Origin of the sequence: Acinetobacter sp. Leaf130 (assembly GCF_001423205.1) — a bacterium.
GTDB lineage: Bacteria > Pseudomonadota > Gammaproteobacteria > Pseudomonadales > Moraxellaceae > Acinetobacter > Acinetobacter calcoaceticus.
Window position 1 is genome coordinate 2,236,129 of sequence record NZ_LMOE01000001.1, and the last position, 25,020, is coordinate 2,261,148.

Here is a 25,020-nt window from a genome sequence, read left to right on the forward strand (position 1 = left end):
TCGCTTACAAGATGTAGCATTTTATACCCTATTTTCTCATATCAGAAGTGTATAAATTTTCTTCCTTAAGAAATTCATGTGTTTATGATGATATATCGAATATTTAATTGTACGAAATTTGACAATACTTTTTTTCAATACTATGATGCGCGCAGATTAAATGTTGAGCATTTTTTAACCTTTCAGAAAACTATGTAGATTTTCTACACAGTTTGTTTTTTTCATTTCATGTCATTTTGAATGACGTCATGACTGCCCACCCCTTATTGAATTTATCAACTTTTAAAAGTTATGGCAGCTTATTGTCTGACTTTTTGGGCATAAATTATCTGTAGCGGAGACAACATGCACAGTAATTCAAGTTCAGGGTCGAGGCTTTGCCTTAACTCTTTATTTTCTTCTCTCCCGTTAAAAGCGCTTGCACTCAGTACTATGCTTTTTCCATTTCATAGTATTAATGCAGGAAAAACCCTACAGTACAATACTGTAGTAAATACAAATACTCTAACTGTTGTTGCGGTAGAAAGCCCGACAACCGTTTTCAAAGAAGATCAGTTTTTACATGGTTTTGGTTACGACTTAGCACGTAACTATGCACAAACCCTTAATGTAAAGCTGGACTTTAAAATTGTGGCAGACAATGCCACTGCACTTAGATGGGTTCAGCAAGGTAAAGCAAACTTTGCGATGACGACCGCAGGTTTAAGTACCATCGAGAACAAAGGTTTAATGTCCTTTTCTGCAAGTTGTGGTGACACAGTCAATTTGCAAAAAAATGGTTTAAATTCTGAGTTAAGCTGGGTGTTTAAACAAGCTGATGACCCTCTTACCCAAACTGCTAGCGGCTTTGTATGCCAAAGTAAGCAAAATGGTGTAACCCAGCAACTTGCTTCTTTCTATAATCGTAATGTGGTGAAACCAGAAGCTTGGTCAACCATTCAACGTGACTTAACGACGCGTTTACCGATTTATAAAGCGAGCTTTAAACAAAGTGCAGCTAAATATGATCTTGACTGGCATTTACTTGCCGCCATTGGTTATCAAGAATCATACTTAAAGCCAGAATCTGTTTCTCCCACAGGCGTTCGTGGCTTAATGATGCTGACCAATAGCACTGCTCGAGCAATGGGTGTGAGCAATCGTAGTGATCCAGCTCAAAGCATTCAAGGTGGCGCGAAGTATTACGACCAGATGCTAAGTGAATATGATGACATTCCTTTCCCTGATCGGAACTGGTATGCGCTTGTGGCCTATAATATGGGACCTGGTGCGGTCAACCAGATTCAGAAGCGCTTGCAGGCACAAGGGAAAGATCCAAATCAGTGGGTTAATCTCTACGATTATTTGCAAAGTAATAAAACGCGTAATGGTCGATATAAGCAAGCGGTTCAATATGTCACTCGTATTCGTGCTTATCTTGAACATATCAAAACGGCGCAAACACGAATCAATATCTAATTTTTATTGTTTAAAAGTTGATAAATTTATTGTTTGTATAAATAAAAAGCTTACCTCTATGGGTAAGCTTTTTATATGAATTCTTTGAAATTTAAGCTGTTTGCTCTAACACTTTCTTGAACAAATCTTTTTGTTCTTGGCTTGGCTTAGCTGTTTGCAAAGCCATCAATTGAGACATATCGCCTTGAACTTTAATTTTACCAGTCATGAATGCCTGCATAGCAGCAGCCATATCAAACTCTAAGAATACTTTACGTAAAGTTTCAGCATCCATGTTTAAAGTTGTTTTGGCATTTGAAGACAAACCTTTTTTGATTTTACCCCCATCTAAAGCTAATTCGGTATTTCCAGAAGCATCTGTAACTACTAAATTAATTGCCAAATTCGCAAGAGCGGGTGGCAAATTAAGATCCCCTGCTTCAGCAGTTAATTTTTCGACAGTAGCAAACCAATCTTCAGTTAAAAATGCAGGCATGATTCTTCCTCAAATTTATTTGTTCAATTTCTCTAGTTGCCTATCCAGACAACATCATGTGAAGCAATTCTGCTTGAGCGTTGTTATAGCATGTAATTTAAATTTTGGGCTATGACTTTTTGTACGGAACATTCATTTTTTAGTATTTTGATACATTAAAGGCACTTGTTTATAAAGTGCCTTTAATTGAATTATCAAGTAGTTTTACTCAGCAGCAAAACTTAAGTTCACGACATCTAAACGGTTTTTAAGCTCTTCAGGATCTTTAAAATCCAGCTCGCGCTGAGAATCTAGAGCTTCGAAATCGAACAGTTCACGGTCTGCTAACTGAGATGGAGATACGTTTTGTAACGCACCGAAAATGCTGTGTAAGCGTTTCGGATATTGTTTATCCCAGTCACGTAGCATTTCATTGAGCATGGCACGCTGTAAGTTTTCCTGCGAGCCACAAAGGTTACATGGAATGATTGGGAACTGACGTAACTCGGCATATTTGATGATGTCTTTTTCTTCAACATAAGCCAATGGACGAATCAGAATATTTTTCTTATCTGATGATAAAAGCTTTGGAGGCATCGCCTTTAAACTACCACCATGAAACAGATTTAAGAAGAACGTTGCAAGAATGTCATCGCGATGATGTCCTAAAGCAACTTTAGTCGCACCAATTTCTTGTGCAAAGCCATACAACGAACCACGACGTAAACGCGAACATACTGCACAGTAGGTTTTACCTTCCGGTGTTAAACGCTTAGTAATGGTATAGGTGTCTTTTTCTAAAATGTAATATGGAATGTTATTTTCTTCCATATAACGAGGTAAGACATCTTCAGGAAAGCCTGGTTGCTTTTGGTCAAGGTTAACCGCAACAACATCAAAATTGATTGGTGCAATACGTTTAAACTGCAACATGATATCGAGCAAGGTATAACTGTCTTTACCACCAGACACACACACCATGACCTTATCGCCCTCTTCAAGCATATTGAAGTCACGAATAGCATGCCCAACTTGACGGCGAAGCTTCTTGAGCAAACGGTAATAGGCCGAGCTTGTTGGAAGTTCAGGCTTAAAATTAAATCCCTGATTAGACTCAACTGGCGCGTACATAGACGAGATATACCCATAAATAAAAATACCGCGCAATTTTATATGATTCGGACGAGAATCGCATCAAAAGAATAGTTTCAATTCTTGAAGCCGTCACATTGCTCCTGCATGATGCAAAAGTCTTGCTCTATTTTGACTGAAGCGTTCAAATTTTGTGCAAAGTGCTTACTTTTTGGACTTTTCCACAGTTTTCCACAAAACCTGTGGATAAAATTGTGGATTTCTTCGTACTTGACAAACTGTTTAGGCCTTCTGTTAAGGGTTTTATTTAAATTGATCATTTTTTAACCAATGTTTTTTACCTTTTAATATCAACATGTTACCCAAGTCAATAGAATCATTTTAAAAATAATTTTTAATTTTTTTTGATGAGCATTCGAACAAAACAGCTTGATTTTTTGAAAGAGTCGAAATAAAAAAAATTACACAAAAGTTCTTTCTGTAATATTTTTTGATAAACTCTTCGACAAGTTTTGAATACCTTAAAATTGTGAATAACATAAAATGAAAAAATCGGTTCAATTTCTTTCTTCTTGTTTACTGGGGATGACTACTTTTTCGGTCGGCATAACGTCGAGCTCAGCAGGCCAGATGTATATTTACCAAGATAAAAATGGTAGTACATTGCTGACGAATCGAAAAAGTTATGATCAATCACTTAAAAAAGTAAAAGTGACCTATTACCCTGACAGTAATATTCATAGTTATACGAACTGGGGAGCCTCAGAAGCCTCTGTTCTACCAAGCTACAATAAAAATAAAAATGCTTTTGACCACATTATTAAACAAGCTGCACAGCAACACGGCGTTTCAGAAGGCTTAATTAAGGCCGTCATGCATACCGAGTCAGGATTTAATGTAAATGCTCGCTCTCCTGTGGGTGCGCAAGGTCTTATGCAGCTTATGCCTGCGACTGCACGTCGATTTAACGTGACCAATGCCTTCGATGCTCAGCAAAATATTTTTGCAGGTGCAAAATATTTAAGCTGGCTGCTCAAACGTTTTCGTGGCAATACACAAATGGCATTGGCTGCTTACAATGCAGGTGAAGGTAACGTTGATAAATATGGCGGTATTCCACCTTTTCGTGAAACACAAGATTACGTGCGCCGTGTAACCAGTCGATATCAAAACTTATATTCATCTGGTTCAGGTTTTTCATCTTTTACTAATACTTCTGCGCAAGTCTCTTCTCAATCTTCTAATTTAACTGACAACACAACAGCGCAAATAGCAGCGCCAGCACCTAAATATTCCTCTTCTCGTCAAATTGTGACTTTATCTAATGGGACATTTACTGATGCGCCTACGGGTACTTATGTCACGAACAACGCCACTGCTATCGCACATATTCGAATTGAATAAAAACTTTTAGTGACGGATCTATTTCCTCAAGTTCCTGTGCTTTAAATTGTAATGATCTATTACCTGATCCTTACCATTTAGGCGAATTTAGCCAATAATTCTTTAAATTTAGGTACATTCTGCTACGTGAAAGAATGTATCAATTCCTTATTTTTTTCTTGAATTTTTCTCCTAAGCCCCGCATATTAGCTGCATGATTTAGAATTTGTAAATCAGATAACATTTTATTTATAAGAGGGTTTTCTCAATGATGCGGATTGGTTTGTTTTTGCTTACCAACCTCGCGGTACTGGTTGTAGCTGGCATTATTTTGTCACTCTTCGGTGTCGGTAGTTACCATGGCGCGGGTGGCTTGAATCTAGGCAACCTTTTAGTAATCTGTTTTGTGTTTGGTATGGTGGGATCTTTAATCTCGTTATTCATGTCAAAATGGATGGCTAAGAAAACGACCGGTACAGAACTGATCGACCCGAATGCTCCTCGTAACCAAGCTGAAAGCTGGTTATTGCAAACAGTCGCTGAACTTTCTCAACGTTCTGGTATTAATATGCCAGAGGTTGGTATTTTTCCATCATATCAATCCAATGCCTTTGCAACAGGCTGGAATAAAAATGATGCCTTAGTTGCCGTTTCATCCGGTCTACTTGAGCGTATGAATAAAGATGAGCTCCGTGCTGTGCTTGCGCATGAGATTGGTCACGTTGCGAATGGTGATATGGTTACCCTAGCACTCATCCAAGGTGTCGTGAACGCCTTTGTAATGTTCTTTGCTCGTGTAGTCGGTGACTTTATCGACCGTAATGTTTTTGGTCGTCAGGATGATGAAGCACCGGGTATGGGTTACTTCGTTATTACCATGGTATTAGATATTGTCTTTGGTATTCTCGCTTCTGCGATTGTGATGTGGTTCTCTCGTTATCGTGAATATCGTGCTGATGAAGCCGGTGCGCGTTTAGCAGGTAAACAAGCAATGATTTCTGCATTATTACGTCTACAAGCTGAGACAGAAATGCCAGATCAAATGCCAAAAGAAATGAAAGCTTTCGCGATTGCGGAAGGTAAAGAACAAGGTTTCAGCTTAGCTGCTTTGTTCCAAACCCACCCAACAATTGAACAACGTGTGGCAGCTTTACATCAATTAGATTGCCCATAAAACGTTTAACATGAAGAAATAAAGCCTCCTATCGGAGGCTTTATTTTTATGACATTGATTGATAAAAGCTCCACAAATAACTTGCTCCCCACCAAACAGCCAAGCCAATTAAAAGCAGTACAAAGGCACCTAATAAATCGGGTATATGTAACCATAACCAACTCACCACAGGATTACGCCAGAAAGCTGAATGTTGCTGCTTCTTTTCGAGCTGTTCATGTAAATATGGATGAACGACATGAATATCACTTTGAATCGCATATTCTTCACGTATGTGCGTATGCACCACATCTAATGCTTTTCTACTAGGTCGTATAAATATATCAAAAATAGTTCCTGCAACCGGAACAAAGCCCACTACAGCATCTACAACTGCCAGTTTGATGACTGGAGTCAGCTTATGTTGAGGCACACCAATTTGTTTGGCTTTATATATGGCATAGCAAGTCAGCGCGAAACCAGCGACATCACCAGCAATTGGAATAGTACTCAATGCAGCATCAGCACCAATACCTTGCTTTGTAAAAGGAATTCGAACCGCACTATCCATCATAGTTGCGAACTTAGCGAGATCTCGTTCTAGTGCGATGACCTGCTGCTCTGTTAATTTTTTTTCTTGAGGCATCTCAATCAAATACACTAAGGAAAGTTAAACTTAATATACTTGATTTAATGCCTCTTTTTAAAATAGTTTGCTTTTAACTAGAAGCTTTCGATCTAAACAATGAACGAAGCAACACGTACATCACTGGAATAAAGAATAAAACCAGCACAGTACCAAACATGACGCCACCTAAAATACTAATACCGATTTCTTGGCGGCTCACAGCCCCTGCGCCTTGAGCAAAGACCAAAGGGATTACTCCAGCACCAAAGGCTAAGGAAGTCATTAAAATCGGTCTTAGACGCAAGCTAGCGCCTTCTAAAGCCGCTTGAATTGCATTCTTACCCTTTTCTTGAGCCAAGGCTGCAAACTCAACAATCAAAATTGCGTTTTTACACGATAGGCCAATCGTGGTTAATAGTGCGATTTGGAAATATACGTCATTCGGCAGGCCGAAAATATAAGAGAAAATTACACTCCCCCCTACGCCCAGCGGAATAGATGTCATTACAGCAGCTGGAATGCTTAAGCTTTCATACAAAGCTGCTAAACATAAGAAAATAAAACCCGCTGAAATTAAATATAACCAGACGGCCTGATTTGTCGACTTCTGTTCTTCAAAAGATAAACCTGTCCACGCTAAACCCACATCCTTTTGCTGATTTACGAGTTGTTCAACATCTTTCATTGCCTGACCTGAACTACTGCCACTCGCAACATCTGCCTGTAGCTGTAAAGCACTATATCCCATATAGCGTTTTACAATTTCAGGAGCTCCGCCCCAGCTAAAGTTAGCAAATGAACTAAAAGGCACCATTTCATTTTGGTTATTACGTACAGACCAATTATATAAATCTTCCGGTTTCGATCTGAACTCTGCATCACCTTGAATCATGACACGCTTAATACGACCACGGTCAATAAAGTCATTTACATACGTCCCACCCCACGCACTCGACAGAGTGTTATTAATCGCAGGGAGTTCTAAGCCATTTGCTAATGCTTGTTTCTGGTCAATTTTGATATTTAGGTTTGCTTTACTATTGGTTGATTGCTTATCAAAGTTTTCAAAACTTGAGTAGCTTTTGCTCTGTGTTTGCAACTGACGGAAGGTGCTATCTAGAAAATCTTGCCCCTGCCCATTTAAATCTTGAATCCATAAATCCATACCATCGGTTTGACCTAGACCATTGACTGAAGCAGGTAAAGTCACATTGATTTGAGCATTATTAAAACGGCTAAAATATTTCATCGCACGCTTTTGTATAGCATCTGCCGAATCATCTTTTCCTGTACGCACATCCCACGGTTTTAAAGCAATAAATCCTTGTGCCAAGTTCTGTCCTGTACCCGAGTAGTTTCGGCCATAACGGATTAAAACTAAGTCGACATTTTTATCTTCTTGAGTCAGGAAATATTGACGAACTTGTTCACCAATTTTCTGACTTTGAGAAATTGGGGCACTATCCACAAGCTTAATTTGAACACTTAAAATGCCTTGATCTTCTTTAGGAATAAATCCACTTTTTAAACCACTATAGAACAGGGCGAAAACAGCAATCAAAGCCACAAAAATCACAACAACCGATTTACTGTAACGAATGCTTGTTTGTACGATCTTGATATATTGATTTTTAAGTTGATCAATTTTTTGGTTAAACCAAACCGCCCAACGCATAGGCTCAGGGTTAGGTTTTAAAATTAGAGCACACAAAGCTGGTGTAAGCACTAAGGCAACGACGAGCGATAACGCCATAGCGGCAACTAAAGTAATGGAAAACTGGCGGTAAATCACCCCAATTGAGCCGCCTAAAAAAGACATTGGAATAAAAACCGCAGTTAAAACCAATGTAATCCCAATTAAAGCTCCACTAATTTCTCCCATCGACTCAATGGCTGCTTCTTTCGGTGTTAAGTGCTGTTCATGCATGAGCCGTTCAACGTTTTCCACGACTACAATTGCATCATCTACTAACAAGCCAATGGCGAGGACCAGTGCAAATAAAGTTAAAGTGTTAATACTAAAACCAAGCACATATAAGACAGCAAAAGTTCCTAAAATAACAACCGGCACAGTAATACTCGGAATGAGTGTAGCGCGCCAGCTTTGTAAAAATAGGAACATCACCAAAATAACGAGAATAATCGCTTCAATAAGCGTCTTTACAACTTCCTTAATCGACTCTTGCACAAATGGCGTGTTATCTCGTGGATAAACAATTTTATATCCGGCTGGTAACTTGCTTGTAACCTGATCTAGAGTTTGATGAATAAGCTTAGAGGTTTGAATGGCATTCGCACCTGAAGATAGCGAAATACCTAAACCTGCGGCAGGATAACCATTAATGGTATTAAAAGACTGATAATTTTCTGCACCCAACTCAACTCTGGCAATATCTTTTAAATAGACATAGCTCGCTGTTTGATTTGATTTCACTACAATATTTTTAAACTCTTCGACTGTTTTTAGTCGAGAACCTGCTGTAACTTTCGTATTTAAATACTGCCCATCGATAACAGGTAAATCACCAATCGCACCCGCAGCCACTTGTGTATTTTGAGCGGTGATTGCACTGGCAACATCACTTGGCATTAAATTATATTGTTTTAATTTATCAGGATTTAGCCAGATTCGCATTGCATATTGCGAACCAAAAACATCCGACTCACCTACCCCTTCAATACGGTTCAGGTCATCTACCACATGCGTAGTTAAGTAATCCGATAGCTCAATGTTCCCCGCTTTACCTGTCGAGTCATATAAACCTACCACCATAAAAGTATCGCCAAGTGACTTACTTACCGTCACTCCTTGGCGTTGCACTTCATCGGGCAAACGTCTTATGACGCCACTAATACTATTTTGTACTTGTACCTGTGCCGTATCAGGATTTGTTCCATTATCAAAACTAATCGTAATTCGGCTACGTCCTGATGAGTCACTGGTCGAACTGAAATAAAGTAAGTGATCAATACCTTGTATTTGCTGTTCTAAAATCTGAGTAACACTTTGCTCAACCGTTTGTGCATCTGCCCCACTATAACTTGCCGATACTGTAATTTTTGGAGGTGCAATATCAGGATAACGTTCTACGGGTAAATTCAGCACCGAGAAAATACCAAATGCCATAACAATAATTGCTAGTACACTGGCAAAAATAGGGCGCTGAATAAAGAATTTAGATAGCATGGCTGCTCAGAATTAAGTCGTCAATTAACAGGTGGCAATACCGAATTCGGCATCTTGATCATCAACGAGCGATATATAAAAGACAAGTAGAATTAACACAATAAATGCAATTAAGACAAAAACAAAGCCAGAATGGGCATTTCCTACAAACCCATAATCAACGTTTTAACAAGTGTCACTAAAAATTCATGAATTCTTCATGATCATGTCAAGTTCAATCGGGAGACTAGTTTCGTTTAGACTAAAACAATATGAGTAGAATTATGTTTAAAAAAGCAATTTTATGCTTAAGTTTAATTAGCTTAGTTGGTTGTAATGACGATGATAAAACTGAAAACACACCAACTACGCCAGAATATCAACTTCCTAAAATTCTAGTAGTAGGACACCGTGGCGCTAGCGCTTTACGTCCAGAACACACTTTAGCTTCATATCAAAAAGCCATAGATGATGGCGCAGATTTTATTGAACCAGATCTAGTATCCACAAAAGATGGTGTATTGGTTACTCGCCATGAAAATGAGATTGGCGGCACAACCAATGTAAGTACCTTAAGCCAGTTTGCAGACCGTAAAATAACAAAAAATATTGATGGTAAAGACTTAACAGGTTGGTTTACAGAAGACTTCACTTTAAGTGAATTACAGCAACTTAAAGCGCGTGAGCGTATTCCAGAGTTCCGACCGGCAAACACAGCTTATAATGACCTCTACCCAGTTCCAACTCTAGAACAAGTGATTGAGCTGGCTGAAGCAAATTATAAGAAAACGGGAAAAATTATTGGTTTATATATTGAAACCAAACATCCTACTTACTTTAAAAATCATAATCTGGCAATGGAAGATGCCCTTCTTAAAACCTTAGCCAAATATAAATATACGCGTGATATTGCACCTGTTTATTTACAGTCTTTTGAAGTGAGTAATTTAAAATATTTAAAAGATCAGCTCGACCTTCATAAAACGATTAAACACGCACAAATCATTCAACTATATGATGCCAAAACTTCACAACCAGCCGACTTTGTTGAATCTGGCGACACTAAAACTTATGCTGATTTAGCCACAGCACAAGGTTTAAAAGACGTGGCTAAATACGCAAACGGTGTAGGACCAAGTAAAGGCTATATTCTGAACTTTAATGACAAGGGCTCAGTTCAAACGACTTCATTTATTTCTGATGCACATACGCTTGGCTTAAAAGTACATCCTTATACTTTCCGTCCAGAAAATAATTTTTTACCAGCGCCTTTAAAATGCAGTCAAGATAAACCAGCTGAGCGCTGCCCATCTGGTGCTTTAAAAGAGTTTGAAGCTTATTTCAAAGCAGGTGTTGATGGAGTCTTTACAGATGACCCAGCACTTGGCCGTGAAGCTGTTAATAACTTTGAGAAAGCAGCAAAATAATCAAAGTTTCTAATAAAAAAACAGGGCAATAAATGCCCTGTTTTTTTATTTTTCTACGACATTATCAAAATAGAGCGGGATCCACTGATATTGCTCAGCATTCACTTTATAAACATGACCAATGCCTGGGAATGGTAAATGTGGTGCTGCGACCCATTGCTGTTTATTTGAAATTTCAGCGAACATTTTTAAACGGGTATTAATCGCCTGCTCAGAATTCACATCAAAATCCACTCCTGTTTTTGGAGCATCAAACTGCAAAGAATGTGAGTGAACAATGTCTCCAACAAAAATGATTTGCTGATCATTACTTTTTAAGCGGAAGCTGTGATGACCAGGCGTATGGCCACGCGTATCGATCACTTCAAAGCCTTGAATGACATCACCATCTTTAAATGTCTTAAATGCTTTTTTTGCTTGATAAGGAGCAAGAGCAGTTTTTACATTTTTCACAGTACCTAAATAGCTTTCTTTTTTATCCGCTGGCACTGTTTTTTCAGAAGCTGGATTTAACCAATAATCAGCCTCACGTTCATGTGCATAAACGGTTGCATTTGGAAATACAGCTTTTCCATTTTGAGCAATACCGCATACATGATCTGGGTGTAAATGCGTGAGCAATACTGTTTTTACATTTGCCAGTTGATAACCTGCCAATTCAATATTTTTTGCAATCGAGCCAAGCTGTGGACCAAAGCAGCTTGCTGCACCACTATCCACAAGCGTCAAACTTTTGCCATCATCTACTAAAAATGCATTGACTGAAGTTTGAATCCCCTTCTCATTCACAGCAGCATATTTAGTTAATATTTTAGTTTTCTGAGTCTGATTTAAGTTTTTAAACAAGTTAGGATTCAGATAAATCGTGCCATCAAGTAAAGAAGTTACACGGTATTTGCCAAATTGATGCTTATAATAACCCGGTACTTGTTGGGTGGGAGCTTGCTCAGCATACGTTGCGTGCATGCTACAAAATGCAAGACCCAAAGCTACACATAATTTTTTCATCTCTTCTTCTCTATTCAGTTATAAAGTCAAAATCTTTAAAAAAGATTTAATAATTTTTTAAGACGCAAATTATATAATGCATGAAAAGTGTCAGAAATATAAGTAAATGAATAGCTATTCTCCTTATAAGGGCAAAACTGGTCTTAAGCGCATATTAAATGCAACGGGCTACTCTATTTCCGGATTTAAAGCAGCATATAAAAATGAGGCAGCTTTCCGTCAAATTGTTTTTATTAATCTTATTTTAATTCCAGTCAGTTTTTTTCTTGATGTAACCCGCAGTGAACATGTCTTACTCATTATTGTATGTTTGTTTGCAATGATCGTTGAACTGTTCAATTCAGCTATTGAAGCAGTGGTTGACCGAGTTTCTCTTGAAAAACATCAACTTTCTAAAAATGCAAAAGATATGGGAAGTGCTGCTCAATTTGTTGCACTTTCTATCATTGCCATTACATGGTTGTTCATTTTATTAGGATAAAAAAAACCATGCTTATAAGTAAATAAGCATGGCTGTAACAAAGAGGAACTTCTAGCTGCTGTTCCTGTTTTTTAATATAAATTATTGAACTTAACGATTTCTTAAAATTACGTGAAAAATAAAAAAATCCCTGCATTTGCAGGGATTTTTTTAGTTAAAGCGTTGATGCGTTATCACATCATCCCGCCCATACCACCCATACCGCCCATATCTGGAACAGCTGGTTTATCTTCTGGAATGTCAGTAATCATACATTCTGTAGTTAACATTAAACCAGCTACAGAAGCAGCGTGTTCAAGTGCAGAACGAGTTACTTTAGCAGGGTCAAGAATACCCATTTCTAACATATCGCCATATTCGCCAGTTGCTGCGTTGTAACCGAAGTTACCTTCACCAGCTTTAACTGCATTAATCACTACAGACGGCTCATCACCTGCGTTTGAAACGATTTGACGAAGTGGAGCTTCGATCGCACGGCGTAAAATGTTGATACCCGCAGTTTGATCTTCGTTAGCACCTTTTAGGTTGTCTAATACATTTACAGCACGTACTAGCGCAACACCACCACCAGCAACAACACCTTCTTCAACTGCTGCGCGAGTTGCATGAAGTGCGTCGTCTACACGGTCTTTCTTCTCTTTCATTTCAACTTCAGTTGCCGCACCGATTTTAATTACAGCAACACCGCCAGCTAATTTAGCAACACGTTCTTGTAATTTTTCACGGTCATATTCTGAAGAAGATTCTTCAATTTGAGCACGGATTTGTTGAACACGCTCAGCGATTGCAGCTGCATCACCAGCACCATCAACAATTACAGTGTTTTCTTTAGAAACAGTGATCTTGTGTGCAGTACCTAAATCTTGAAGAGTCGCTTGTTCTAAAGACATACCAACTTCTTCAGAAATAACAGTTGCGCCAGTCAAGATCGCGATGTCTTGAAGCATTGCTTTACGACGGTCACCAAAGCCAGGAGCTTTAACAGCACATACTTTGATAATACCGCGCATGTTGTTTACAACAAGCGTAGCAAGCGCTTCGCCTTCAACATCTTCAGCAATGATAAGAAGTGGTTTACCAGTTTTCGCAACTGCTTCTAAAACAGAAATCAATTCACGAATGTTACCGATTTTTTTGTCAACAAGAAGAATGAACGGGTTTTCAAGTTCAGCCGTTAAAGTATCTTGCTTGTTTGCAAAGTACGGAGAGATATAACCACGGTCAAACTGCATACCTTCTACAACGTCTAATGCGTCTTCGAAGCCAGAACCTTCTTCTACAGTGATTACGCCTTCTTTACCTACTTTTTCCATCGCTTGAGCGATAAGTTTACCAACAGTAGTATCAGAGTTTGCAGAGATAGAACCAACTTGTTCGATCGCTTTAAAATCATCAGCAGGTTTTGCATTTGAACGGATATTTTCAACTACAGTTCTTACTGCGATATCGATACCACGTTTTAAATCCATTGGGTTCATACCTGCAGTTACAGATTTGATCCCTTCATTTAAAATTGCTTGAGCAAGTACAGTTGCAGTTGTCGTACCGTCACCAGCGATGTCGTTAGTTTTGCTAGAAACTTCACGAACAAGTTGAGCACCCATATTTTCAAACTTGTCTTTTAATGAAATTTCTTTCGCAACAGTTACACCATCTTTAGTGATGTGTGGAGCACCAAAAGAACGGTCAATAACAACGTTACGGCCTTTAGGACCTAAAGTCACTTTAACAGCATCTGCAAGTACGTTTACGCCTGCAATCATTTTTGAGCGAGCTGAATCACCAAATTTTACGTCTTTAGCTGACATATTAAACTCCGAATCTTTTTAAATACTGAATCTGATAATGGATTGAGTTATGGATTGATTAGCCTTCCAACACAGCTAAAATATCTGACTCTTTCATGATTAAGAGTTCTTCACCACTTACTTTCACTGTTGTACCTGCATAAGTACCAAACAATACTTTGTCACCAACTTTAACATCCAAAGCACGTACGCCATTCTCAGTGATTTGACCATTACCTACTGCAATTACTTCACCTTGCGAAGGTTTCTCAGCAGCAGAACCTGGGAGTAAAATACCACCAGCAGTTTTGGTTTCTTCTTCTACGCGACGAATTACAACGCGATCATGTAATGGACGAATGTTGCTCATAATTAACTCCACCAGACTAAGTCTTTTTGATTAATCGTTATTGCCATAATCCAGAGCAATAACAAAATATTTAGATGTCACTTTTGTGGGGATGAAAAAAAACGCTTCAAGGGGAAAATGAAAAAAAACTTATCTTTTTTGGTCATTTTTTAACAGGTTGTGAAGAGTTTTTATTAAATTTAAAGCACAAAATAAAAGGGACTATTTTCATAGCCCCTTTTATTAAAAAAAATAACAATATTAAACAACAAGTTGTTGGTTATTTAACAATTCATCCAATGTTGTATTTACATGATTCAAAGTAATCAATGAAATACTACTAAACATTGTACCTTCACCATCTCGGTCAAGACTAATAGTCGTGTTTCCAGCATCTTGCTCTACAGTAATAAATTTCGCTAATGTGCTCACATCTTTAGAGTAGTCAATTAATAATTCACTTAAATCGATTTTGTCAGCTTGGAGGTCAGTTCTTACATCACCTAAAGTAAAATCTAACACCGTATCATGTCCATTCCCGCCAGTCGCATCTTGGCTATTTAGCAATTGGAACAGAATGGAATCAGTACCTTCATTAGTCATATAGGTATCGTTACCTTCACGCCCATTCAAAACGTTATTACCAGAGTTACCTGTTAAAAGGTTATCTAAAGTATTGCCTGTTGCATTTAGATGGGCAGAACCAACCAGCTCCAAGTCTTCAACATAACGACCACTTTCCAAAAACGAATCTACGGTCATGGGATCATTTACTGTTTGATATAAACCAACCAAACTGTAATTAACAGAACTGATAATTTTATCATGCCCGCCTAAATCCACATCCTTATAATCAAAACCAACTAGTTGAGGTTCCAAATAACCATTTAGGACCCAAATATTTTCATAATGGCTTGTATCAATCCAAGTCTCTTCATTATGACCATCAAACACATATTGTTGCTCATAATAGCCTTGCTCAATCCATTGAGATTCATAGTGCCCATCTTGAACGAACTGTTGTTCAAAATGTCCAATCTCTTCAGTATAAGGACCCGTTAGTCCATATCCTGGCTGCCATTGATTTAAATTATAATCATAATAACTATTAACATATTGATTATACGAACCATCATCCAAATAGTAATTTACGCCATGTTGATCAGTATAGACATCTCTTGTGCCATCAACGATCCATGTATCTTGATAATAGCTAGTATCAATCCAAATATCTTGGGAGTAACTTGTGTCAATCCAAACATTCTCAAAATGGCTTGTATCTACCCATATATTATCAGTATAACCAGAAGTTACCCATTGCTCCTCATAATGACTTGTATCTATCCAGACATCCTCAAATACTTCAACAAGAGCAACTCCATACTCTTGAACAAAATCACTTATATGATCAACTATATAAATATTATCCGTAGCATCACCTTTAAACTGATCAACAGTGATTGTAGTTAAATCACTAATTGCTTTATTGATAGTTTCACTACGATTTCCAGCACGATCAATAACGGTAAAGTCAAATGATGTTGCATTCCCATACCTATAAGTAGAGAAAATTCCATCTGCCATGACCGTAGTACTCGTTACAGAAGGTTCTTGATTAGCAAAATAATAAGTGACTTCAACAGTAGCATTGCTTTCGGCATGTCCTACCAGCCAATTACCCCATTCATTTATGGCAAGCTGGGTGACCACTTTCGGTGCTGTTGTATCATTTATAGCAACAACCGTTGTACCCACACTTACATTTTGATTGGTATCAACTACTTTTACCGTCAATGTTTCGCCATGCCAATATTGTGACCATAATTGTGTTAAGAAACTACCTTCTCTTCCGACAGTAGTTTGCCCAACCTGATTGTTATCAGCATCAAAAATATTAACAGTTGAATATGCTTCCGCTTGTCCTGAAAGTATATTTCCATCCTCTAATACAAGCTGAGTTGCTGCATTTGGCGCGACGATGTCTATAGGTGCCTTAATTTCAGTATAAGCGCTTTGATACCCATTATGCTCCACAACAACGCGTAAAGTTTGCCCACTTGCCTGAGGTGGGTATAACTGGATATTAAAATGCCCCGTTTCATCTACATAACCACTGGCAATAGGATTACTATGTATATCAAAAATACGCACACTACTATCTGGTGTAGCAGTTCCCTCAATAAAGAAACCGTTTGCAGATACGATAACATGATCTGCTGATGGTGGTGCATTAGTGTCTAGATTAAAAGTAATATTAAATGGGGTACTTTTATTATTAGCTAAATCCGTTGCCGTGATAAATAACTGCTCTCCACGTAATAGGGGTGGATAAATACTAGTACTGAAATATCCTAATTCATCCGATTGAGATTCTGCTCGTAAATTCCCATCCGCATCCATTACCTGAATGATTGCTTTTGAATCAGTTTGCCCAGTAATACCATATCCATCATTGTTAATTACCACTTCATTAATTACTGGAGCAATATTGTCTAAAGGCGCAATAATTTCAGTGATTAGGCTATATTGATTCGTATTATGGTCATAAACTCGAACTTGTAATGTCTGCTCCTGTAAATAATAGTCATTTAATTGAATAGCAAAACTACCATCCTCATTCACTGTACTGTCCCACAACCAATTAATGCTCTGACCATTGACTGATGTTACAGCGACCATCATCCCCGCTGTTGCCTTTCCTGTCAGAATATGGCCATCTACATCCAGTTTTAGCTCTGTTGCAGCAATTGGTGAGTTGGTAAATAAGGGTACTATTTCGTGAACAACTTCACTGCGGTTACCAGCTTTATCTTTGACAACGATACTTAAATTTTGTGTCTGATATTGACTCAAATTGATCCATTGATTAAATGTGCCATCGTACCCAACATCAGTTGTTGTGATAACTGCGCCATATTGATCAATAATTTCAATAGTTGAGTTTGGCTCAGCCTCACCCAAAAGCAATCCGTCTGACGTTAACGTAATATTTGTAGCTGCTGCTGGTGCGACATCATCAACTAAAGCATTTTGTTTAACCTCAATACTTCGGTTACTTGCTTGATCAATTACAATAAAAGTGAGTTCTTCTCCATGTAAATAAACCTGATATAGATAACCCGAAGCATTACCCTCACTATCTACATAACCAGAACCTACAACTTCACCAGCAGTATTTTTAACTTCGATCTGACTATTTGCTTCAGCTTGTGCTGTAAAGTTTTGACCATTTTCATTGAAAATAACGCTTTCAATCGGATTTGGTACAACGTCATCAACTAAAGTATTTAACTTCACTTCAGCACTACGGTTACCAGCACGATCTACTACAACAAAAGTAAGCTCCTCTCCATTTAAGTACAATTTATAAAAGGAGCCTGAGACATTACCCACACTGTCTACATAACCAGAGCCTATAATTTCACCAGCATTATTTTTAACTTCGATTCGACTATCTACATCTGCTTGTGCTGTAAAGTTCTGTCCATTAATATCAAGTATAATATTTTCGATCGGATTCGGTGCAATATCATCAATCAAAGCATTTTGCTTAAATTCAATACTTTGATTACCTGCTTTATCTATAACAGTAAAAGTGAGTTCCTCACCTTTTAAATAAACTTGGCTGAACTGACCTGTCACATTACCAGTGCTATCGACATAACCATAACCGACAAACTCACCCGCAGCATTTTTGACACTAATAAAACTATTTGCTTCTGCTTGTGCCGTAAAACTTTGACCATTTTCATTAAAGATAATATTTTCAATCGGATTTGGCCCAATAGTATCCATCAAAGCATTTAACTTCACTTCATCACTACGGTTACCTACTCGGTCTACGACAACGAACGTTAATTCTTCTCCATGTAAATACACTTGATAGAAGTAACCCGTCACATTACCAGTGCTATCTGCATAACCATATCCTATAGATTCACCAGCAGCATTTGTGATTTCTATCCGACTATTTACTTCCGCTTGTGCTGTAAAGTTTTGACCGTTCGTATCAAGTACAATATTTTTAATCAGATTTGGCGCAATATCATCAAATGGAGCCTTAACTGAAACAGCTTCACTCACATTTCCAGCTCGGTCTTTAACAGTGACTGTGAACTCTTCACCATGTAAATTGTAAGTACCGAAAGAAATAGTGAATGTACTATCAGCGTTTACACTATAATCCCACGTATTCATCTGCTGACCATTTTGATCAAAAATCTGGATGAAGGTATTTGGCTCAGCTACACCAGAAAGGGATGAACCATCTTCATTGAATGTAAGATTACTTGCAGCCGCGGGAGCAATATCATCAAGCGGTGCTTTTACAGTAACCCCACCACTCATATTACCAGCCCGATCTACTACAACTACCTTAAACTCTTCGCCATGCAAGTAGTTACTGTATAAAGAGATGTTAAATGTTCCATCCCAATTAACATTATTATTCCACTGATTTACCAATTGACCATTCTGATCAAATATTTGAATCGTAGCATTTGGCTCAGCCATACCAGTTAGATATGAGCCATCTTCACTAAATACTAAATTAGTCGCATTTTCTGGTGCAGTATTATCAAGAAAGGCTGTTTGTTTTACTTCAACACTGCGATTACCAGCTTGATCAATCACAACAAAAGTAAGTTCTTCACCTTTTAAGTAAATTTGATTCAAGTATCCTGAGACATTACCAGCACTATCTACATAACCTGAACCTACAACCTCACCCGCAGCATTTTTAACTTCAACTTGGCTATTTGCTTCTGCTTGCGCTGTAAAGTTTTGACCATTTTCATTGAAAATGATGTTTTCAATCGCGTTTGGAGCAATATCATCATTTAAAGCATTTTGTTTAACCTCTGCACTGCGATTACCAGCTCGGTCAATTACAACAAAAGTAATTTCTTCTCCATGTAAATGAACCTGATATAAATAACCTGAAACATTGCCCATGCTATCGGTTGAACCATATCCTATGACTTCACCAGCAGCATTTTTGATTTCAATCTGAGTGTTTGCTTCTGCCTGAGCTGTAAAGTTCTGTCCGTTCGCATCAAGTACAATATTTTCAATCGGATTTGGTGCAATATCATCAATCAAAGCATTCTGCTTAACTTCTGTACTACGGTTACCCGCTCGGTCAACGACAACAAAAGTGAGTTCTTCTCCATGTAAAAAGACTTGATATAAATAACCTGACACATTACCAGCGCCATCTACATAACCAGAACCTACGACCTCACCTGCAGCATTTCTAACTTCAACTTGAGTATTTGCTTCCGCTTGTGCTGTAAAGTTTTGACCATTTGAGTCAAGTACAATATTTTCAATCGGATTTGGTGCAATATCATCAATCAAAGCATTCTGCTTAACTTCTGTACTACGGTTACCCGCTCGATCTACAACGATGAAAGTTAATTCTTCTCCATGTAAATAGACCTGATACAAATAACCAGAAACATTGCCTGTACTATCTGCTGATCCATAACCAATAATGTCACCATTGGTATTTTTAATTTCAATCTGGCTATTTGCTTCAGCCTGAGCTGTAAAGCTCTGTCCATTGATATCTAATACAATATTTTCAATCGGATTTGGTGCAACATCGTCATTCAAAGCACTCTGCTTGACCTCTGCACTACGGTTACCCGCTCGGTCAACTACAACAAAAGTAAGTTCCTCACCATGTAAGTAAACTTGCGGGAAATAACCAAATACATTACCTAAGCTATCGGTATAACTAGTAGTAATCTTATTTCCAGCCTGATCTAATATTTCAATAGAGCTTCCAGCTTCTGCCTGAGCTGTAAAGCTTTGGCCATCTTCATTGAAGATGATATTTTCAATCGGATTTGGTGCAATGGTATCAATTAAAGCATTTTGCTTAAATTCGACACTGCGGTTACCAACTCGATCTATGACAACAAAAGTAAGCTCTTCACCATGTAAATAGATTTGATTGAAAAAGCCTGAGACATTACCAGCACTATCTGTAGAGCCCCAACCCGTCTGATTACCCAATGAGTCAAAAACTTCGATCTGACTATTTGCTTCTGCTTGTGCTGTAAAGTTTTGACCGTTTGCATCAAGTAAAATATTTTTAATTGGATTCGGCGCAATATCATCAAGTGGAGCGTTTATTGAAACAGCTTCACTCACATTTCCAGCTTGGTCTTTAACAGTGACCGTGAATGCTTCTCCATGTAAATTATTGCTACCTAAGAAAACAGTAAATGTACCGTCCGAGTTGACGGTATTATTCCATATATTCAATGGCTGACCATTATGATCAAAAACCTGAATCGTAGTATTCAGTTCTGCTACACCCGTAAGATATGAACCATCTTCTGAGAAAACTAAATTACTGGCTGGTGTAGGAGGAACTGTATCAGCGGTAATTACAGTATCGGTGCTTATTTGTCCACGAGCATCCTTAATTGATAAGAACAACTGCTCACCATCAACAAGAGGGCGGTCAAGCTGGAGTTTAAAATAACTTGATCCATTCCAGCCGTTATCTTCACCGACTTTAATTTCAGCTACGACTTCACCTTTGGCATCTTTAACAATGAGAGTACTATTATTTTCAGCTTGCCCACTTATCACTCCGTCTGAAGTAAAGCTATCTACATATGGGGCAAAAGCATAGTTAGGCGCCTGTATCTGAGCAGCTAAACTTACATTTCCATTTACATCTGTAGCCGTGACATAAACTGTCTCAGCATTGGTTAAAAACATACCTAATTCTATCGAGAAACTTCCACTCTCGTCGGTCCAGTTATTCCAAAACCATTTATTAAGAATGTTTCCTTGACCATCTTTAACTAAAATTTCAGAGAAAGGTTCTGCATGACCATAAACTAAATCGCCAGCATCATTGAAATTTAAATCTGTTGGAACAGGTGGAGGAGTCAGATCTACAACAATATTCTGATCAGGGCTAGTCAAACCTTTATTATCAATAATTTGAACGGAAATTTGCTCTCCATCAATTAAAGGACGGTTTACACTCAAGCTAAAATGACTAACTTCATTCCAACTATTGTCATCACCTATTGTAACTTTGCCTAATTCATTACCGTCAGCATCACGCACGATTACTGTACTATTATCTTCAGCAAAACCAGAAATTAAGCCTTCTTGTGTAATACGTTCAACATGTGGAATATAAGCAAAGTTTGGAACTTCGATTAAGGCTTCACTCGTATTTTGATTTTTATCTACTACTTGTACGGTAACCGACTCACCTTCTTTTAAAAATTGGAACACAGGTAAACTTGCAAAGCCTTGTTCATCTGTAACACCGTTAGCGATTAGATTTCCTGTTCCGGAAAACACAAGAATAAGGCTGTTAGGTTCATTGACATGTACTGATAAGGTTTCGCCACTGATATCAAATTGTGGAGTTTCTAAAAATACTGCGGGGGTATAGTCTGCGGTAATATATTGCGGATGGCCTGAAACATTATCTTTATCTGTAGAGATAATAATATGAGTCCCTTCCTCTAAAAGCTGATCGAGAGACAAAGTAAATGGTCTTACCTCACCTAATGCCATTACACTAAATGGAGTAATACCAGAGTTATCAAATACAGTAGAATCAAATTCTTGTAAAATATTCCCATTCTGATCTTTTACAATAAAATGACTTCCCTCAGTAGCATAGCCGCTGATTACACCTTCTGGACTAATTCGTAAAATACTAAGAGCTGGAACTTCAGTAACTAGACCAATTAATGAATTTTCACTGCTGTATCCATTATAAGTAGCAACTGCATAAACTTCTTCATTTGAACTAATTGAAAGGTCTTGTAGAGTAAATTTACCCTCATCATTAGTTATTGTACTTGCAAGCCAATCACCATTTTTATTGTAGATATCGACTTTACTTCCTTTATAACCACTACCTAAAATGATAGCTCCATCTATATTATTAAAAGTTAGAGAATCTAGTGTTGGTGAATTCGGAGTATGATCTACATTATAATTTTGAGTCTGTTTAATAATCGCTGTATTGCCAGCTTGATCAGTAAGGCTAATATCAATTGATATATTGGTTTGCGATTCTTCTGACCACAAGAACTCTGCTGGAATTTCAGCAACCCATTCTTGGGTTAGCTCATCAAAATGAAAGTTATAAACAACATCATTTAATGTCGTATTTATTGAAGTCAGCGCGCTGTTGAAATCTGTTGGTAGATTATCTACGTCCAGTCTTATAGAAATAACTTGATCTTTTTCAACCAGGCTTATTGTATTGTCTTCAGTAATCGGCTTTACAGTTACTGCAATTGCTTCAACATTTAAAGAATTATCTACAACGACCTTTTGTACATCAGTTTCTGAAGTATTGCCTGCAACATCTGTCACCACAGCTTTATATTGGTAAACACCATCAGCTAAATCTTTTTGATCAGCTGTTGTTTCCTGCCAAGTCTTTCCGTCATCTTTCGAAATTTCATAATGATCTAGTAAAGCTGCTTGTTCGCCGATAACAACCGGTTGGGCTAACTTCAAAGTAAAACTATTATCTTGTGTGATCTGGTCTGTTGCTGAAACACCTGTATCGGACAAATCAGATAAAGTTAGTTCACCTGCTTGCGGTGCTGTAGTATCCACCACTACTTTTTGGACAGCAGTTTCTGATGTATTCCCTGCAACGTCTGTCACTACAGCTTTATATTGGTAAACACCATCAGCTAAATCTTTTTGATCAGCTGTTGTTTCCTGCCAAGTCTTTCCTTCATCTTTCGATATCCAGTAAGTGATTTGGCTATTCACTTCTTGTCCGCTAATTATTAAGTTAAAAGTTTTATCTTGTGTGATCTGGTCTGTTGCTGAAACACCTGTATCAGACAAATCAGATAAAGTCACTTCACCTGCTTGAGGTGCTGTAGTATCCANAAAAGTTTTATCTTGTGTGATCTGGTCTGTTGCTGAAACACCTGTATCAGACAAATCAGATAAAGTCACTTCACCTGCTTGAGGTGCTGTAGTATCCACAACTACTTTTTGGACAGCAGTTTCTGATGCATTCCCAGCTCGATCTGTCACGATAGCTTTGTAAAGATAAATTCCGTCAACTAAATCTTTTTGAGCTACTATTGTTTCCTGCCAAGTCTTTCCTTCATCTTTCGATATCCAGTAAGTGATTTGGCTATTTAATTCTTGTCCGCTAATCTTTAAATCAAAAGTTTTATCTTGTGTGATCTGGTCTGTTGCTGAAACACCTGTATCAGACAAATCAGATAAAGTCAGTTCACCTGCTTGCGGTGCTGTAGTATCCACCACTACTTTTTGTATAGCGGTTTCCGATGCATTTCCAGCTCGGTCTGTCACTACAGCTTTATAAAGATAACTTCCATCAGCTAAAACTACTTTTTGTATAGCGGTTTCCGATGCATTTCCAGCTCGGTCTGTCACTACAGCTTTATAAAGATAACTTCCATCAGCTAAATCTTTTTGAGTTACTGTTGTTTCCTGCCAAGTCTTTCCTTCATCTTTCGATATCCAGTAAGTGATTTGGCTATTCACTTCTTGTCCGCTAATCTTTAAATCAAAAGTTTTATCTTGTGTGATCTGGTCTGTTGCTGAAACACCTGTATCAGACAAATCAGATAAAGTCACTTCACCTGCTTGAGGTGCTGTAGTATCCACCACTACTTTTTGTATAGCGGTTTCCGATGCATTTCCAGCTCGGTCTGTCACTACAGCTTTATAAAGATAACTTCCATCAGCTAAATCTTTTTGAGTTACTGTTGTTTCCTGCCAAGTCTTTCCTTCATCAGTAGAAACCAAATACGTTTCTCGGGTGCCACTTTCCTGCCCTTCAATCTTTAAATTGAAGTTTTTATCTTGAGTGATCTGGTCCGTTGTTGAGGCACCTGAGTCCAAAAGATTTTTGAGAATCAAATTACCTGACTCAGGAGGGGTCGTATCTTTAGGATCTTTCCGCGACAATAAAGCAATTGTTCCTGCGCCTGCTAACGCACTAACCACCCCAGTCCAGAGAGGTATAGAAGATGATGAGTCTATAAACTTTGCTGCATCTTTTACTTCTAAATAATTAACAGTAGTCTGTCCGGTAGCATCTTCACCTAAACTGGCAGTCCAATAACTCTGCCCTTCATTTAAAAGAATTTGCGGATTTTCGCTAATAAAATAGTTTTCTAAAATAATTTCAGTTCCATCTTTTAGATGAATAATTGCATTATTTCCCTCTCTTGTTATTGAGGCAATTTTTTCTGGGCTTATATCGATTTTTGCGATTTCTTTAGGATCTACTACAATAGTTTTTGTCTGGCCTACATCAATATCAACTGTATTATTTTTTGAAGCATTATTTGCCATTAATGATACTTGTACCATTTTTCCACCATGAAATTTTAAATAATTATTAAGTTTCTCTAAAATATTAAGTAAAATAGACACTCATTTTTATAAAATATTATTAAATTCCATAAAACACTAAACCCTTATTATAGCTGCATAAAAATTACGGCTTTTTATATAGTTAAAAATTTTTTATGTATTCATTAATATTATTTTAAAATGATAAAACATTTAGAATGTTTTTCTATTCCCCATATATAGAATTTAAAGCTTAGGCATTGTAATGGATAAAATTTTATCAA

General features: G+C 37.8%; 13 protein-coding genes and 1 pseudogene. 5 read left to right on the top strand and 9 right to left on the bottom strand.

The window, feature by feature from the left end:
* Positions 1 to 345: 345 nt before the first annotated feature.
* On the top strand, positions 346 to 1,458 hold the full coding sequence (locus tag ASF86_RS10150) for a transglycosylase SLT domain-containing protein (RefSeq protein WP_004643829.1): 1,113 nt from the start codon (positions 346 to 348) through the stop codon (positions 1,456 to 1,458).
* Between the two features lie 91 nt (positions 1,459 to 1,549).
* Here the strand turns inward: ASF86_RS10150 and ASF86_RS10155 are convergent, their stop codons facing one another.
* Together ASF86_RS10155 and ttcA are read right to left on the bottom strand one after the other, a co-directional pair.
* A complete protein-coding gene (locus ASF86_RS10155; RefSeq protein ID WP_003650124.1) occupies positions 1,550 to 1,933 on the bottom strand; it encodes an SCP2 sterol-binding domain-containing protein in 384 nt (127 codons plus the stop codon).
* 204 nt (positions 1,934 to 2,137) lie between these two features.
* Positions 2,138 to 3,043, bottom strand: a complete 906-nt coding sequence (gene ttcA, locus ASF86_RS10160; RefSeq protein WP_003650120.1) for a tRNA 2-thiocytidine(32) synthetase TtcA — start codon at positions 3,041 to 3,043, stop codon at positions 2,138 to 2,140.
* 504 nt (positions 3,044 to 3,547) lie between these two features.
* Here ttcA and ASF86_RS10170 point away from each other — a divergent pair.
* Together ASF86_RS10170 and htpX are read left to right on the top strand one after the other, a co-directional pair.
* Complete coding sequence (locus ASF86_RS10170; protein ID WP_056481631.1) at positions 3,548 to 4,408, top strand: lytic transglycosylase domain-containing protein; 861 nt, start codon at positions 3,548 to 3,550, stop codon at positions 4,406 to 4,408.
* 247 nt (positions 4,409 to 4,655) lie between these two features.
* Entirely contained in the window at positions 4,656 to 5,561 is a 906-nt protein-coding gene (htpX, locus tag ASF86_RS10175) for a protease HtpX (RefSeq protein ID WP_003650116.1), read from the top strand.
* A 46-nt stretch (positions 5,562 to 5,607) separates the two neighbouring features.
* Here htpX and ASF86_RS10180 read toward each other — a convergent pair whose 3' ends face one another.
* Positions 5,608 to 6,186 (bottom strand): DUF4112 domain-containing protein, encoded by a 579-nt coding sequence (locus ASF86_RS10180; RefSeq protein WP_056481634.1) that lies wholly within the window; start codon positions 6,184 to 6,186, stop codon positions 5,608 to 5,610.
* Between the two features lie 73 nt (positions 6,187 to 6,259).
* A complete protein-coding gene (locus ASF86_RS10185) occupies positions 6,260 to 9,355 on the bottom strand; it encodes a multidrug efflux RND transporter permease subunit (protein WP_056481636.1) in 3,096 nt (1,031 codons plus the stop codon).
* Positions 9,356 to 9,618: 263 nt separating this feature from the next.
* Between ASF86_RS10185 and ASF86_RS10190 the strand changes: the two genes are divergently transcribed.
* Positions 9,619 to 10,761, top strand: a complete 1,143-nt coding sequence (locus tag ASF86_RS10190; RefSeq protein WP_056481640.1) for a glycerophosphodiester phosphodiesterase — start codon at positions 9,619 to 9,621, stop codon at positions 10,759 to 10,761.
* Positions 10,762 to 10,806: 45 nt separating this feature from the next.
* On the opposite strand, the gene ASF86_RS10195 is transcribed toward ASF86_RS10190, so the two are convergent.
* Positions 10,807 to 11,769: an MBL fold metallo-hydrolase gene (locus ASF86_RS10195; RefSeq protein WP_005038747.1), complete on the bottom strand. Its 963-nt coding sequence runs from the start codon at positions 11,767 to 11,769 to the stop codon at positions 10,807 to 10,809.
* A 106-nt stretch (positions 11,770 to 11,875) separates the two neighbouring features.
* Between ASF86_RS10195 and ASF86_RS10200 the strand changes: the two genes are divergently transcribed.
* Entirely contained in the window at positions 11,876 to 12,250 is a 375-nt protein-coding gene (locus ASF86_RS10200; protein WP_056481643.1) for a diacylglycerol kinase, read from the top strand.
* 173 nt (positions 12,251 to 12,423) lie between these two features.
* Here ASF86_RS10200 and groL read toward each other — a convergent pair whose 3' ends face one another.
* From groL to ASF86_RS20075, 4 genes and pseudogenes are all read right to left on the bottom strand, one after another.
* Positions 12,424 to 14,058, bottom strand: a complete 1,635-nt coding sequence (groL, locus tag ASF86_RS10205; RefSeq protein WP_005038745.1) for a chaperonin GroEL — start codon at positions 14,056 to 14,058, stop codon at positions 12,424 to 12,426.
* A 58-nt stretch (positions 14,059 to 14,116) separates the two neighbouring features.
* Positions 14,117 to 14,407 carry a co-chaperone GroES gene (gene groES / locus ASF86_RS10210; RefSeq protein ID WP_002120604.1) on the bottom strand — a complete coding sequence of 97 codons (291 nt, stop codon included), beginning with the start codon at positions 14,405 to 14,407 and terminating at the stop codon, positions 14,117 to 14,119.
* 240 nt (positions 14,408 to 14,647) lie between these two features.
* Positions 14,648 to 23,289, bottom strand: an 8,642-nt coding sequence (locus ASF86_RS10215) for an Ig-like domain-containing protein (RefSeq protein ID WP_227508787.1), incomplete at its 5' end; no start/stop codon positions are given.
* 1 nt (position 23,290) lies between these two features.
* Positions 23,291 to 24,754 (bottom strand): annotated as a pseudogene (locus ASF86_RS20075) (Ig-like domain-containing protein); the annotation flags it as partial.
* Between the last annotated feature and the right edge of the window lie 266 nt (positions 24,755 to 25,020).